13 protein-coding genes are annotated in these 13,468 nt (G+C 73.9%); 4 read left to right on the forward strand and 9 right to left on the reverse strand.

Annotated elements, in window-relative coordinates; translation table 11 throughout:
* The 8 genes from VGR37_20215 to VGR37_20250 all read right to left on the reverse strand — a co-directional run.
* Positions 1-238 (reverse strand): hypothetical protein (locus VGR37_20215; protein ID HEV2149736.1); only part of this gene is annotated, 238 nt, incomplete at its 3' end.
* 11 nt (positions 239-249) lie between these two features.
* Entirely contained in the window at positions 250-756 is a 507-nt protein-coding gene (locus VGR37_20220) for a DUF4112 domain-containing protein (protein HEV2149737.1), read from the reverse strand.
* Positions 757-861: 105 nt separating this feature from the next.
* Complete coding sequence (locus VGR37_20225) at positions 862-1,617, reverse strand: metallophosphoesterase (protein HEV2149738.1); 756 nt, start codon at positions 1,615-1,617, stop codon at positions 862-864.
* Between the two features lie 4 nt (positions 1,618-1,621).
* Positions 1,622-2,416 carry a Type 1 glutamine amidotransferase-like domain-containing protein gene (locus tag VGR37_20230; GenBank protein HEV2149739.1) on the reverse strand — a complete coding sequence of 265 codons (795 nt, stop codon included), beginning with the start codon at positions 2,414-2,416 and terminating at the stop codon, positions 1,622-1,624.
* 130 nt (positions 2,417-2,546) lie between these two features.
* The gene (locus VGR37_20235; GenBank protein HEV2149740.1) at positions 2,547-4,151 is read right to left on the reverse strand and encodes an ATP-binding protein; all 1,605 of its coding nucleotides are present in this window, start codon (positions 4,149-4,151) and stop codon (positions 2,547-2,549) included.
* The gene (kaiC, locus tag VGR37_20240) at positions 4,148-5,668 is read right to left on the reverse strand and encodes a circadian clock protein KaiC (GenBank protein HEV2149741.1); all 1,521 of its coding nucleotides are present in this window, start codon (positions 5,666-5,668) and stop codon (positions 4,148-4,150) included. The genes VGR37_20235 and kaiC overlap by 4 nt, the downstream gene beginning before the upstream one ends.
* Entirely contained in the window at positions 5,665-5,961 is a 297-nt protein-coding gene (locus VGR37_20245; protein ID HEV2149742.1) for a circadian clock KaiB family protein, read from the reverse strand. Before VGR37_20245 ends, kaiC begins: the two co-directional genes overlap by 4 nt.
* A gap of 99 nt (positions 5,962-6,060) precedes the next feature.
* Positions 6,061-6,807 (reverse strand): arylesterase, encoded by a 747-nt coding sequence (locus VGR37_20250; GenBank protein HEV2149743.1) that lies wholly within the window; start codon positions 6,805-6,807, stop codon positions 6,061-6,063.
* Here VGR37_20250 and VGR37_20255 point away from each other — a divergent pair.
* The 3 genes from VGR37_20255 to VGR37_20265 all read left to right on the forward strand — a co-directional run bounded on the left by VGR37_20255 (position 6,800) and on the right by VGR37_20265 (position 11,889).
* A complete protein-coding gene (locus tag VGR37_20255) occupies positions 6,800-7,477 on the forward strand; it encodes an ABC transporter ATP-binding protein (protein ID HEV2149744.1) in 678 nt (225 codons plus the stop codon). The two genes, VGR37_20250 and VGR37_20255, sit on opposite strands and share 8 nt — an antisense overlap.
* Positions 7,474-10,068: an FtsX-like permease family protein gene (locus tag VGR37_20260; protein HEV2149745.1), complete on the forward strand. Its 2,595-nt coding sequence runs from the start codon at positions 7,474-7,476 to the stop codon at positions 10,066-10,068. Before VGR37_20255 ends, VGR37_20260 begins: the two co-directional genes overlap by 4 nt.
* 507 nt (positions 10,069-10,575) lie before the next feature.
* Positions 10,576-11,889 (forward strand): S8 family serine peptidase, encoded by a 1,314-nt coding sequence (locus tag VGR37_20265; protein ID HEV2149746.1) that lies wholly within the window; start codon positions 10,576-10,578, stop codon positions 11,887-11,889.
* Between the two features lie 55 nt (positions 11,890-11,944).
* On the opposite strand, the gene VGR37_20270 is transcribed toward VGR37_20265, so the two are convergent.
* Positions 11,945-12,946 (reverse strand): aldo/keto reductase, encoded by a 1,002-nt coding sequence (locus VGR37_20270; protein ID HEV2149747.1) that lies wholly within the window; start codon positions 12,944-12,946, stop codon positions 11,945-11,947.
* A gap of 112 nt (positions 12,947-13,058) precedes the next feature.
* Between VGR37_20270 and VGR37_20275 the strand changes: the two genes are divergently transcribed.
* A partial coding sequence (locus VGR37_20275; GenBank protein HEV2149748.1) for a CoA-binding protein occupies positions 13,059-13,468 on the forward strand: 410 nt, incomplete at its 3' end.

Here is a 13,468-nt window from a genome sequence, read left to right on the forward strand (position 1 = left end):
CCACGGCGCCGCGCACCCACTCCGCGCCGGCCGCGCGGGCGAGTCGGGCGGGGAGGAGGAGCGCCGCCTCCGGGGCGTACATCCCGGCCAGGACGCCCGGGGTCATCCCGGAGTAGTAGTACTCCTCGGACGGGGAGACCAGGGTGGCGCGGACGCCGGGGAGGCGCCCCGCGGCGAGGGCCTCCAGCACGAAGAGGTGCGTGTGGCCGCACCCCGCCAGCACGAGCCGGAGCGGCATCGCGGGGCGCGCTAGAATGCGCCGGCGATGGCCCGGACGATCAGGATCGCCACCGCGACTGCGCCCACGAAGAGCAGGGCGAGCCCGGCCAGGAGGAGCATGAGGAAGCCGCGGCTGGTGCGCTCGGCCGTGGCGGGGCGCTCCAGATACGCGTTCAGGAGGCGGACGTTGCGGGCGTTCGCCTTCCACCCGGCGTCGAAGAGGTCGCCGACGAACGGGATCGCGCCGACGATGGTCTCGACCGCCACGTTGGCGGCCATGCGCAGGAGCACGGATCGCGGGGCGCCCAGGCGCTGCGCCTCGGCCAGGACGTAGGCGGAGAGCACGGCCCCGGCGGTGTCCCCGATCCCCGGGATCAGCCCGATGAGGGCGTCCAGCCCCACCCGGAAGCCGCCGGGGAGGGGGATCGAGTTGTCCAGCAGGTGCGCCAGCCGGCGGACGCGCCGGAGCTGCGGGTCGGAGTCGGGCGCGGCGGGGGCGGGGACCGCCGGGTCTGGGCGGCGGGGGCGTGTCGCCATGGGTGCTCGCGTCGGGTGAGGGGCTGCCGGTCCGGCACTTCTCTCCCCGGCCGTTTCAAGGATGGGGCCAGGACCCGGTGGACGCGCGCCGGGGCGCACCGGACTTCACCCCCAGACCTGCTTCAGGGGAAACCCCGCGGAAGAACGGTCGCGCGGATACCGGAGGGCGTTCTGCACGTAGCGGATGCCCTCGATCTCCCGGTCGCAGTCGATGTGGCTGTGGCCGAAGACGTGGACCCGCGAGCCGGCGCGGCGGAGCTGCGCGTCCAGCTCTGCGCACCCGGCCACCAGCGGGAGGCCGCGGAAGCGCAGGTAACTCGTGCGAGGGAGCAGGTCGCGCCGGGGGAGGAAGTGCGAGAAGGTGACCACCGGGGCGTCGTAGGGGCGCAGGTGCGGCTCGTTCATCGCCAGGAACCACTCGCAGGGGCGCCCCACCCGCTCCGGCCAGCGGCAGAAGTGGAAGTCCGCCCACCCCTCCAGCTCCCTCTCCTCGGCGTCGCCGTAGGAGTCGAACTCCGGCTCGTACCAGGCGAAGAGCGGGACGATCCACAGGCCGGGGAGCGCGGTGGGGCGCGTCCGCACCCCCAGCGCCTCGCAGACGCGGAGGAGGCGGTCGAACTTATCCGCGGAGTCGCCGCCCTCGGCGCGCACCCAGAGCTCGTGGTTGCCGGGGACGAAGAACACCTCCCGGAAGCGCGAGCGCAGGAGCGCCAGGGTGGCCTCCACGCGGTCCAGGGCGTCGGCGATGTCGCCGGCGACGATCAGGGCGTCGTCGGTGTGCTCCCCCGTGGGGAGGGCCTCCACCAGCGCCTGGTTCTCGCGGAAGTCGGTGTGCAGGTCGGAGACGGCGAAGACCCGCATCCGGTCAGGCCGTCTCCGGGTCCGCGGACGCCGGGAAGATCAGGCTCCGCACCGTGCCGCCGTCGCGGACCGCCACCTCGTGGCAGGGATGGCGCACCGCCTCCAGCGAGTGGTCCGGGTGGTAGACCACGCCGCCCCCGGCGGGGATGCCGATCCCCTGCACGCTCTCGCCCAGGAGCCGCACGGCGCCCTTGAGCTGCTCCCAGTCTTCGCGCTCGGCGTGCGCGTCGATCACGTAGGGGACCACCTTGAAGGTGTCGATCAGCTCCTCGGCCGATCCCGCGCCCCCCTCCGGCCACCCCACCAGCCCGAGCTGCACCGCCCCCGCCGAGACGCCGATCAGCGTGGCGCCCGCCTGGTGGCGGCGCAGCACCGCGTCCCCGACGCCGCTCGCCTCGAAGGCGCGCCACCCCCGCTCCACGTCGCCGCCGGCCAGGAGGACCAGGTCGGCCTCGTCCAGGAAGGCCATGTCCTCCGGGGAGGGGGAGGAGGGGATCATCCGCGTGTCGAACACGGCCACGGTGTCCATGGCCGCCACGAAGATGTCGTAGAACTCCGGCTCGTCGCCGTTGGAGGCGCCCAGGTACGCGGCCTTCGGGGTGGGCTTCTCCAGCCCCTCCCGCACCGTCTCCAGGAAGAGGCGGCCGTCGTCGCGCCAGAAGAGGAGCTGGCTGTCGGCCAGGAGGTAGACGGGGCGGGTGTCCCGGCGCGGGGCGGCCAGCCCCTCGGCGAGCGAGCCCTCTTCGGGGAGCTGCGGATCGGGGAAGAAGCTCATGGTGCCTGCGTAGATCTTTTCCACGGGAGGTGCGTCGGGAGATCGGTCCGGGGCCGCACGCTTGCCGACACCGGATCGTGGAGGGGGAATGATAACGCCGCCGGCGGGGAGGTTGAAGGCGGCGGCGGCCAGGCTCCCGCGGAGCGCCCGCCGGTCAGGCGGCGGAGGGGACCCGGAGCGTGAAGGTGCTCCCCTCGCCGGGGACGCTCTCCACGGAGAGCTCGCCCCCCAGGAGGGAGGCGAGGCTGCGGGCCACGGCGAGGCCGAACCCCGTCCCCTCGGCGGCGCGGGTGGCGCCCTGCTCCACCTGCCAGAAGGGCTCCCAGATGCGCTCCCGGTGCTCCGGGGCGATCCCCACGCCGGTGTCGCGCACCCGCAGCACCGCGCCCCGGCCGTCCATCTCCGCGCTCAGCTCCACCTCGCCCCGCTCGGTGAACTTCACCGCGTTGGAGAGGAGGTTGAGGAGGATCTGCCTGACCTTGCCGGGGTCGGTGCGGAGGGATGCACCGTCCCCCGGGCCGCGGACCCGGAGCCGGACGCCCTTGGCGGAGGCGAGCGGCTCGATCAGCGATCCGGCCTCGCGGAGGAGCGGGTCCAGCTTCACCTCCCGGGCGCGGATGCGCTCCTGCCCGGCCTCCATGCGCGTGAAGGTGAGGATCTCGTCGATGAGCTGGAGGAGGTGGCCGGAGCTGCTCTTGATCCGGCCCAGCTGCTCGCGCTGCGCCCGGTTCAGGGGGCCGGGGATCTCCGCCTCGAGCAGGTCCGCGTAGCCGAGCACGGCGTTGAGCGGGGTGCGCAGCTCGTGGCTCATCACCGCCAGGAAGTCGGACTTGGCCTGGTTGGCGGACTGCGCCTGCTCGAAGAGGCGGGCGTTCTCCACCGCCAGCGCGGCGCGGTGCGCCAGCTCCTCGGCCAGCTCCAGGTCGGCGGGGCCGTAGCGCCGGCCGGACACGGAGCCGGCGAGGGTCAGCGTGCCGAAGGTCCGGCCGCGCGCGGTGAGCGGGACCACCATGTACGACACGGGGCCCAGGGCACGGAAGACTTCCGCCGCCTCCGGGGTGAGCCGCGCCCGCTCGGCCTCGTCGGGCGCGACCTCCGCGGCCAGCAGCGGCCGGCCTTCGCGGAGCACGCGGGCGACGGGGGAGGCCGGGTTCCGCGCGTCCACCCGGGAGGCGGTGGCGAGGCGCTCCAGCAGGGCGTCCCCGGCGGGATCGCGGTGCGCGGCGGCCACCTGGGGGACCTCGCCGTCGTCGCCCTGGACGTGGACCAGGCAGTAGTCCGCCAGGAAGGGGACGGCCAGCCGGGCGACCCGGGCCAGGGTGGCCCGGTAGTCCAGCGACGAAGCAAGGATCGCCCCCGCGTCGGCCAGGAAGGCGATCTTGCGGGCGGAGGCCTCCGCCTCGGCGCGGGCGGCTTCGGCGCGGATCCGCTCCCGCTCGGCCGCCTCGGCGCGCTTCCGGTCGGTGATGTCGCGCAGCGTCACCAGGCACGCCTCCTCCCCCTCCCACAACACCCCCGTCGCCCGCAGCTCCGCGTGCACGAGCGTGCCCCCGGGGCGCAGGATCTCCACCTCCGTCCCCTCGCCGGCCGCCACCGGGAAGCCCAGCTCCGCCTCCAGCAGCGCCTCCTCCGGGCGGCCGAACAGCCGGGCGGCGGCGGGGTTGGCGAAGCGGATCCTCCCCGCCTCGTCCACCACGACGATGCCGTCCGCGTTCAGCTCCACGATGGCGTGGAGGTCGGGGAGGGGTCGGGTGCTCATGCGGCCTCGTCGGCCTCCCGGTCGTCGTCCCCGTCCACGTCGTGCGACACCGCGCCGGTGAGCAGTCCGCTGATGCCGCGGAACGGCGCGCCGATGTGCATCCCGGTGCCGTCGATGGCGAACTCGCGGATCGTCTTCTCGTGCGGGGAGCCGCGCATCTTCAGCACCAGCATCCCCCGGCGCAGCTCGCCGCGATGCTCCACGTAGCGGAGGAGGAGGATGGTGTCGGTCAGCGTGGAGATGTGCTTCTCCGTGACCGAGTCGCCCCCGGAGAGCTTGCTCGCCGTGGAGGTGAACATCCCCACCATCTCCCTGTGCTTGATGAAGGAGGTCAGGTTGATGATGAACTCGCGGAAGCTCCGCAGCGAGGTGACCCGCTCCAGCGCGGAAAGGGAGTCCACGACCACGCGCCGCGGCCGGAACTCGTCGATGGTGTCGCGCATGCGGAGGAGGTGGTCCTCGATGGGCATGGCGTGCGGGTAGACGGGAACCACCCTCAGCTTTCCTTCCCGCTCCATCCGGTCGAAGTCCACCCCCCAGCTGCGCGCGTTGCGGGCAAGCTGCTCCCGGCTCTCCTCGAAGGCGAAGAGGAGCGTGCGGTCGCCGCTCCGGTAACCGCCCTGCACGAAGTGCGTGACCGTGAGCGTCTTTCCCGTGCCGGTGGCGCCGGAGAGGAGGATGACGCTGTCGCGGAAGTACCCGCCCCCCACCATGGCGTCCAGCTCGGGGAGCCCGGAGGTGACGCGGGTGTCGGAGGAGGCCTGGGTCAGCTCCATGGCCGAGAGCGGGAGCACCGTGATCCCCCGGCCGGCGGACACGGTGAACGGGAACTCCCCGCGCTGGTGCGAGGCGCCGCGGAACTTGAGGATCTCCACGGTGCGGCGGCGCCTCTCCTCCTGGAGCAGGTTGCGGAGGATGAGGACGTTGTCCGCCACGAACTCCTCGATCCCGTGGCGGGACACCTCGCCGTACTCTTCGGTGCGCTCGGCGGTGAACACCACCGTCGCTCCCATCTCCTTGAGCGAGGCGGAGATCCGGAACAGCTCGGCGCGGAGCACGCCGTGCTCGCTGAAGCGGGCGAAGAGCGCGTTCACCGAGTCCAGGACCACGCGCTTCGCGCCGATGCTCCGGACGGCGTGCTCCACGCGGGCCAGGAGGCCGCCCAGGTCGTACTCACCGACCACGGTGGGCTCGTCGTCGGTGCGGAGGGCGGCGTCCACGAACGCCCACTTCCCCTCCGCCTCCAGGGCGGCGATGTCCCACCCGAAGCCGAGCACGTTGCGGCGGATGTCGTCCGGGGAGTCCTCGAAGGTGATGAACACCCCCGGCTGGTCCGCCTCCCGGATCCCGGAGACCAGGAAGTGGGTGGCGAGCACCGTCTTCGCGCTCCCGGCGGTGCCGGCGATCAGCGTGGTGCGCCCGCGCGGGAGCCCGCCTTCGGCGATGGTGTCGAAGCCGGGGATCCCGGTGTGGAGCTTGGTGACGGGCTGGGGAGCGGGCGCTGCGGTGTGGCTCATCCTACCTCCGGGAAGCGGCTGCGCGGCTGCAGGCCGAGGGCGGTGGCCACCCGCTGCAGGTCGGAAAGGTCTCCCGTCACCCGCCGCGCGGGAACGGGGGCCTCCCGGACCAGGGTGGGAGTGGTGAGGATGCGGGCGGCCTCGGCCCGCTCGGGGGTCTCGGTCACGTCCACCACCGTGAACTCGCAGTCCGGCTCCAGCTCGGACTCGCAGATGTGCCGCAGGTTCGCGACCGCCTGGCGCGACCGCGGGCTGTCGCCTGCGACGTAGAGGGTGAAGCGGACCGGGCCCATGTTCCTCGCGGGCGGGGGCGGGGCTGCGGGGGGGAGATCCCCCGCAGTCTCAATGTAGTCGGGCGCAGTTCGCCGTGACAGAGCCTCCTGCTGCGAGGCTCACCGGCCGGCGCCGCCGGCCCCCCGTTCCGCTGCCTCCTCGCGCAGAACGGGCTCCAGCGCGTCCCAGACCGTTTCCGCTACGCGGCGGTGGCCCGCCTCGTTGGGGTGCACGCCGTCGGGGAGGTTCATCGCCGGGACGCCGGCCACGTCCTCCAGGAGGAAGGGCACGAGGGGGAGGCGGTACTCCCGGGCCAGCTCGGTGTACATGGCCTCGAACCGCTCCCCGTACTCCCGCCCCAGGTTGGGGAGCGCCATCATCCCCGCCAGGACGATGCGGGTGTCCGGCCGCTCGGCGCGCACGCGCTCGACGATGCGGCGGAGGTTGGCGCGGACCGAGTCCGGCTCGGCGCCGCGGAGCATGTCGTTGGCCCCGGTCTCCAGCACCAGGACGTCGAAGGGCTGGCGGAGGAGCCAGTCCAGCCGCCGCAGCGCCCCCGCGGAGGTCTCCCCGCTGGAGCCGGCGTTGACCACGTGGAAGGGGAGCCCGGCGGAGTCCACCCGCTCCTGCACCAGGGCGGGGTAGGCGTCGTCCGGGTCCACCCCCAGCCCCGCCGTGAGGCTGGTGCCCAGGAAGAGGACCACGGGCGCGTCGCGGGCTTCGGCGGCGCTGCCCTCCGCTTCCCCCGCCCCGACCACGGCGGGGGGCGCGGCCGCGCGGGCGGAGTTGCCTTCCTCCCCCCCGCAGCCGAAGATGAAGGGGAGAAAACCCATTGCCAGGAAAAGGACCGGTCTGCGGATGCTCATCGTTCAGGACCTCCAGAAGTCGTACCGCAGCGGCGGCCGCGAGCTGACCGTGCTGCGCGACGTGAGTTTCACCGTGGCGCCGGGCGAGTTCGTCGCCGTGGTGGGCCCCTCCGGGAGCGGGAAGACCACGCTCCTGGGGCTCATGGCCGGGCTGGACCGTCCCAGCCGCGGCTCCGTCCACCTGGACGGCACCGACCTGGCCGCGCTCTCCGAGGACGAGCGCGCCCGCCTGCGGCGGGAGCGGATCGGCTTCGTCTTCCAGGCGTTCCAGCTCATCCCCACCCTCACCGCCAGCGAGAACGTGCGCGTTCCGCTGGAGCTGTCGGGGCGAACCGGCGCCGCCGAGCGGGCGGACGAGCTCCTGGCCCGCGTGGGGCTGGGGGGGCGGGGCCACCACTACCCCGCCCAGCTCTCCGGCGGCGAGCAGCAGCGCGTGGCCGTCGCCCGTGCCTTCGTACACTCTCCGAGCATTCTGTTCGCCGACGAGCCCACCGGCAACCTCGATGCCGCCACCGGGCACCGGATCGTGGAGCTGCTGACCGAGCTCAACCGGGAGCTGGGGACCACGCTGGTCCTGGTGACGCACGACCCCGACCTGGCGAGCCGGGCGGGGCGCATCATCCGCCTGGCCGACGGCCGCGTGGTCTCGGACGAGGCGGCCCTCCGGTGAGCGCCTTCCGCCCGCTCGCCGCCCTGGCCTGGCGCGAGAGCCGCTTCGCCCGCCGCCGCCTCTTCCTCTTCCTCTCCTCCATCTCGCTGGGGGTGGCGGCGCTGGTCGCCACGCAGTCGTTCGCGGCGAGCATGGCCGCGGGGGTGGGCGACCAGGCCCGCCTCCTCCTGGGCGCCGACCTGGAGGTGAGCAGCACCCGCCCCTTCGGCGAGCGCACGGAGGCCCTGCTGGACTCCCTCCGGGGGGCGGGCGCGGAGATCTCCCGCGCCTCGTCGTTCGCCTCCATGACCGTGCTCCCGCGCACCGGGGCCACGCGGCTGGCGCAGGTGCGCGCCGTGGAAGGGGGCTGGCCCTTCTACGGCGAGGTGGAGACGGAGCCCGCCGGCCGCTGGGCGGAGCTGGCGACCGGCCGCAACGCCCTGGCCGACCCGGCGCTGCTGGTGGCGCTCGGGGCCCGCGTGGGCGACTCCATCCGCATCGGCGATGCCGACTTCCGCGTGCTGGGGACGCTCCGGATGGTGCCTGGCGAGGCGGGGCTCGCCGCCTCCTTCGCGCCGCGCGTCTTCATCCCCGCCGATGCCCTGGAGGCCACCGGGCTGCTGGGCTTCGGGAGCCGGGTGGAGTACGACGCCTTCCTCCGCCTCCCCGGCGCAGGCGACGCCGCCGTGGTGGACGAGGCGTACCAGGAGCGGCTGCGCGAGGAGCGGGTGGGCCTCCGCACGGCGGAGGCGCGGCAGGACCGCCTGAGCGGTGTGCTGACGCAGCTCGGGCGCTTCCTGGGGCTGATCGGCACCTTCGCGCTCCTCCTGGGCGGGATCGGCGTGGCGAGCGCCATGGGCGCGTACATGGCGGAGAAGCGGGAAAGCATCGCCACGCTGCGCTGCCTGGGCGCGACGGCCCCGCAGGTGATCGCCATCTACCTCCTGCAGGCGGCGGCGATGGGGCTGGCCGGCTCGCTGCTCGGCGCCGCGCTGGGCGTCGCGGTGCAGTGGGTGATCCCCGGGCTGCTGCAGGACTACATCCCCATCGACGTGGCGGTCCGCCCGGACGCGGCGGCGGTGCTCACCGGCGTGGGCGTGGGGGTGTGGGTTTCGGTGGCCTTCGCGCTCCTCCCGCTCCTGGCGGTGCGGCGCATCTCCCCGCTGGAGACGCTGCGCCGCCGGGTGGCGACCGAGCCGGAGCCCGCCCCGAGCGACCCGTGGACCTGGGGCGCCCGCGCGCTCCTGGCCGCGAGCGTGGCGCTCCTGGTGGTGGTGCAGGCGGGGGACGCCCGGCTGGGGCTGCAGTTCGCCGGAGGGATCGCGGCGACGCTGCTCGGCCTGGGCGGGGTGGCGTGGCTCACGGTTCGCGGAGTGCGGCGCCTGCGGGCGGGGGGCTTCCCCTACCCGGTGCGGCAGGGGATCGCCAACCTGTACCGCCCGGGGAACCAGACGCGGACGGTGGTGCTGGCGCTCGGGTTCGGCGTCTTCCTGCTGTCGGTGCTCTACCTGGTACAGGACAACCTGCTCCGCCCGCTGCGCCCCGGCGCGGAGGGGGCGCGGGCCAGCCTGGTCTTCTTCGACGTGCAGGAGGACCAGGAGCCCGCGGTGCGCGGGATGCTGCAGGAGGGCGGGGTGGGGGTGCTGCAGCGGGCCCCCATCGTCCCCATGCGGGTGTCGGCCATCAACGGCGTCCGCGTGTCCCGCCTCGCCCCGCCGGAGGGCGCGGAGGACCGGGCGGGGGAGGGCGAGCGGCGGCGGGACGGGCCCGGGGGGCCGGAGGGGTGGGCCGTGCGGCGGGAGTACCGCTCCACCTTCCGCGACACCGTGGTGGCCTCGGAGAAGCTGGTGGCGGGGGAGTGGTGGAGCGGGGGAGAGGCCCGCCCCGGGGAGCCCGCCCCGGTTTCGCTGGAGCGCGGGATCGCCGAGGACCTGGGGGTGGGGATCGGCGACCGGATCACCTGGGACGTGCAGGGGGTGCAGGTCCCCACGCGGGTAACCTCGCTGCGGGAGGTGGACTGGGCGCGCTTCGAGCCCAACTTCTTCGCCGTCTTCCCCCCCCGGGCGCTGGAGGGCGCGCCGCAGACCTGGGTGATCCTGGCGGACGCCCCGGACGCCGCCGCGCGGGCGCGGGCGCAGCGCGACCTGGTGCGCGCCTTTCCCAACGTGGTCTCGGTGGACCTCACCGAGGTGCAGGCGGCGCTGGACGAGGTGCTCGGCCGCGTCTCGCTGGTGATCCGCTTCCTGGCGGGCTTCAGCCTCGCCACCGGGGTCGTGGTGCTGCTGGGCGCCGTGTCGGTCTCGCGCCTGCAGCGGATCCGCGAGACCGTGCTCCTGCGCACCCTGGGCGCCTCGCGCCGGCAGATCGGCTCCATCCTGCTGACCGAGTACGCCCTGCTGGGGCTGCTGGCCGGGGTGGTGGGAAGCGCGCTGGCGGTGGCGGGCGGGTGGGCGCTGTCCAGGTGGGTCTTCGAGCTCGACTCCTTCGGCGTGCCGGCCGCGGGGCTCCTGGGCCTCGTGGCGGGGATGGCGCTGCTGGCGGTGGGGGTGGGGTGGTGGGGGAGCCGGGAGACCTTCCGCCGCACGCCGCTGGAGGCGCTGCGGGACGAGTAGGTGGGCCCCCACCCGGCTCGCTTGAGGCTCGCAACATTTGCCCCCTATATCCCCCAATTCTGGGGGAGGGCTTCCTGTCAGGTCGGCATCGGGGCGCGTCGGCGGCGGACCCCCACCCCCGGCCCCTCCCCGCAAGGGGGAGGGGAGAACTGCACCTGCAGTTCGGCACCGTCGCGGAGAGGGTCGCAGGGAGGGGGCGGGGTGGTCGGAGGAAGAAGTGGATGTCTGAGCGAAGCGAGTGCTCGCAAGCGAGTCCCTTCGGGTTCACTTCTTCCGGAGACCATCCCGCCTCCGACCGTCCGCGCGACACGGCCACGCCTTCACTTTTTCAGGGACACGCCGGGCGCCGCCTGCACAAAAAAGGTGCGAATGGCCGGCCGGCCTGGCGGATGCATTTAAGCTAAATAACTGTTCTGCAACGTCTTCCACCGGTGGCGCAACGGCGACCGGACTTTGCAATGCGATGGCACCAGGCGAATCGATCTCACTCCGATCCGAGGTGTTGCCATGCGTCGCATGCTGGTGTTTCTCACGGTCGCGGGGCTTGCCGCCTGCGACGACTCCACGCAGCCGGTCTCGCCCGGCGAGCCCCAGTCGCGTGCATCGCTCCTCGCCACCACGGACGAGGGGAGCATCCCCGGCCACTACGTCGTCACGCTGGACTGGACGGCGGACGCGGGCGCGCTGGCGCTCCAGTACGGCATCCGGCCCCGGTACGTCTACGAGCACCTGCTGAACGGCTTCGCGGGAGAGATCCCGCAGGTGACGGTGGACCGGCTCCTGGCGGACCCGCGCGTGCTCAAGGTGTCGGTGCAGCGGCAGATCCACGCGCTGACGACGCAGACCGGCGCCACCTGGGGACTGGACCGCATCGACCAGCGCGCGCTCCCGCTGGACAGCGTGTACAGCTACACGGCCACCGGCGCCGGCGTCACGGCCTACGTGATCGACACCGGGATCCGCTACGACCACGTGGAGTTCGAGGGGCGCGCCTCGCTGGGGTGGGACGCCTACGCCGCCGACCCCACGGACGCGCTGCTGTACGACGGGAGCGGCGACTGCGACGGGCACGGGACGCACGTGGCCGGGACCGTGGGCGGGAAGACCTTCGGCGTGGCGAAGCGGGTGAAGCTGGTGGGGATCCGCGTGCTGAGCTGCGCGGGGTACGGCTCGGACGCGGACGTGATCGCGGGGATGGACTGGGTGGCGAAGCACGCCACGCTCCCGGCGGTGGCGAACATGTCGCTCGGCGACGTCATCCCCACGAAGACCATGGGGACCAGCGGGCCCATCGACGACGCGGTGCGGGCGATGGTCGCCTCCGGCGTCACCACGGTGGTGGCGGCGGGGAACGGCTGGGGGAACGGGACGCTGGGCGCGGACGCCTGCATGTTCCCCATCTCCAACGTCCCGGAGGCCATCACCGTGGCGGCGAGCACCAGCGCCGACAAGCGGACCACCTGGACCAACTACGGCGCCTGCATCGACCTGTTCGCGCCGGGCTCCAGGATCCTGTCGGCCACGATGGACAGCCCCACCTCCAGCGGCACGAAGAGCGGCACCTCCATGGCGTCGCCGCACGTGGCCGGCGCGGCGGCGCTGGTGCTGGAGCAGGCGCCCGGCGCCACCCCGCAGCAGGTGCGCGACGTGCTGGTGGACGGCTCCACCAAGAACGTCGTCCTCCCGGTCACGGGGAATGACGGCCACACCATGAACAGCCACCTGCTCTACTCCCTCGCGCCGGTGCCGTCGACGCTGGTCGGGAAGAAGGGGCCGGCGGTGCCCTGCACCCCCAAGCGGAAGCGCACCGGGGAGTGCTGAACGGCGGCAGGGGCGGGGGAGGGGATCCGATCGCGGATCCCCTCCCCCGTGGCCCTCAGGTCCACGGCAGCCGCCCCCGCCGCTCCCAGTACGCCTCCGGCTCCTCCGCGAGCCCCGCCAGCCGCCCCTCCGCCTCCTCGTCCCACGTCACATCCAGCGCCCGCGCGTTCGAGCGCAGGTGCTCCACGGCCGCGGCGCCGCTGAGCACCACGTCCGCCCAGGGGCGGGCGAGCGCGGCGGCGAGCGCCAGCGCGTCCGTCGTCGTCTCCAGCCGCTCCGCCTCGGCGCGGATCGGGGCGAGCTTCGCCGTGTCGCCGGGGTCCCGGTTGCGGTCGGTCAGCCGGCCGTTGGAGAGCGCCTCCTTCACGATCACGCCCATCCCTGCCTCGCGCGCCTCGCGCAGCGCCCCAGCCGCGGAGGGCTCCAGCAGGTTCCAGGTGGCCTGCACCGCGCCGAACACCAGCGCCCCGCCGCGCCGGACCTCCAGCGCGCGGCGGAGGGTGTCCGCCTGCCGCGGGCCGGTGGTGGAGAGGCCGATGCACAGCCCCGCGTCGCGGAGGCGCGCCAGCTCGTCGAGCACACCGGCGTTCTCCAGCACGCCGGTGTCCAGCGACGCGGAGTGGATCTGGTAGAGCTGCAGCCGGGCGCCCAGGACGGCGCGGCTCTCCCCGTGCTGCTGCCGCAGCCGCGCCAGGGAGTGCTCCTTCACCTCGTGGACCTCCGCGTCCACCCGCCAGCCGGCGGTGTAGGCGTACCCCCACTTGGAGCCCACCGTGGCCTCACCCGGGCCGACCCCCCGCGCCTCCAGCCACGACGCCAGGAACTCCTCCGCGCGCCCGTAGCTCCGCGCCGCGTCGAAGTAGCGGACCCCCGCCTCCCAGGCGGCGTCCAGCACGGCGTGCGCGTGCTCCCGCATGGCATCCACCGAGCGGTCGCTCCCCAGGTCGTCGGCGTGGCCCAGCGTCATGTACCCGGGCCGCCCGAGCGCCGCCAGCCCCAGGCCGAGCGGCGTCACCCGCAGTCCCGTGCCGCCCAGCGGGCGCGTCTCCATCGTCATCCCGATCCCACCTCGAAGAGCAGTTGTCGCGCCGGCCGGTGCGTGGAGGCACGGAACTGGCCTCACCTCCGGCCCGCCGGCTGTCCCCCGTACCCTGAACCCTGCTTTCTACATGAGCGACGACGACCAGCTCCCCCTGGAGATCCTGCGCAGCGCCCGGACCATCGCCGTGCTGGGGATGAAGGGCGACGACGAGCCCATGGCGCCCGCGAGCGCGGTGCCGCAGTACCTGGCGGCGCACGGGTACACCGTCATCCCCGTCAACCCGGAGCTGGCCGAGGCCGGGCACCCGGGCGCGGTGTCCACGCTGGAGGAGCTGGAGGAGGCGCCGGACGTGGTGGAGGTGTTCCGGAACGCCGAGAACGTGGCGGAGCACGCGGACGAGCTGCTGGCGCTCCGCCCGAAGGCGGTGTGGCTCCAGCTCGGGATCCGCAACGACGAGGTGGCCCGGCGGCTGGAGGAGGCCGGGATCCGGGTGGTGCAGGACCGCTGCATGAAGATCGAGCACCACCGGCTCGCGGC

Source organism: Longimicrobiaceae bacterium (assembly GCA_035936415.1).
In the GTDB taxonomy this organism is placed as follows: Bacteria; Gemmatimonadota; Gemmatimonadetes; order Longimicrobiales; family Longimicrobiaceae; genus JAFAYN01.

What these genes read in the sequence shown, in the direction of transcription:
- VGR37_20255 (HEV2149744.1), top strand. Translation starts at nt 6,800, where the DNA reads ATGCTCATCGTTCAGGACCTCCAGAAGTCGTACCGCAGCGGCGGCCGC.
- VGR37_20265 (HEV2149746.1), top strand. Translation starts at nt 10,576, where the DNA reads ATGCGTCGCATGCTGGTGTTTCTCACGGTCGCGGGGCTTGCCGCCTGC.
- VGR37_20235 (HEV2149740.1), bottom strand. Translation starts at nt 4,151, where the DNA reads ATGAGCACCCGACCCCTCCCCGACCTCCACGCCATCGTGGAGCTGAAC.
- VGR37_20270 (HEV2149747.1), bottom strand. Translation starts at nt 12,946, where the DNA reads ATGACGATGGAGACGCGCCCGCTGGGCGGCACGGGACTGCGGGTGACG.
- VGR37_20225 (HEV2149738.1), bottom strand. Translation starts at nt 1,617, where the DNA reads ATGCGGGTCTTCGCCGTCTCCGACCTGCACACCGACTTCCGCGAGAAC.
- VGR37_20245 (HEV2149742.1), bottom strand. Translation starts at nt 5,961, where the DNA reads ATGGGCCCGGTCCGCTTCACCCTCTACGTCGCAGGCGACAGCCCGCGG.
- VGR37_20250 (HEV2149743.1), bottom strand. Translation starts at nt 6,807, where the DNA reads ATGAGCATCCGCAGACCGGTCCTTTTCCTGGCAATGGGTTTTCTCCCC.
- VGR37_20220 (HEV2149737.1), bottom strand. Translation starts at nt 756, where the DNA reads ATGGCGACACGCCCCCGCCGCCCAGACCCGGCGGTCCCCGCCCCCGCC.
- kaiC (HEV2149741.1), bottom strand. Translation starts at nt 5,668, where the DNA reads ATGAGCCACACCGCAGCGCCCGCTCCCCAGCCCGTCACCAAGCTCCAC.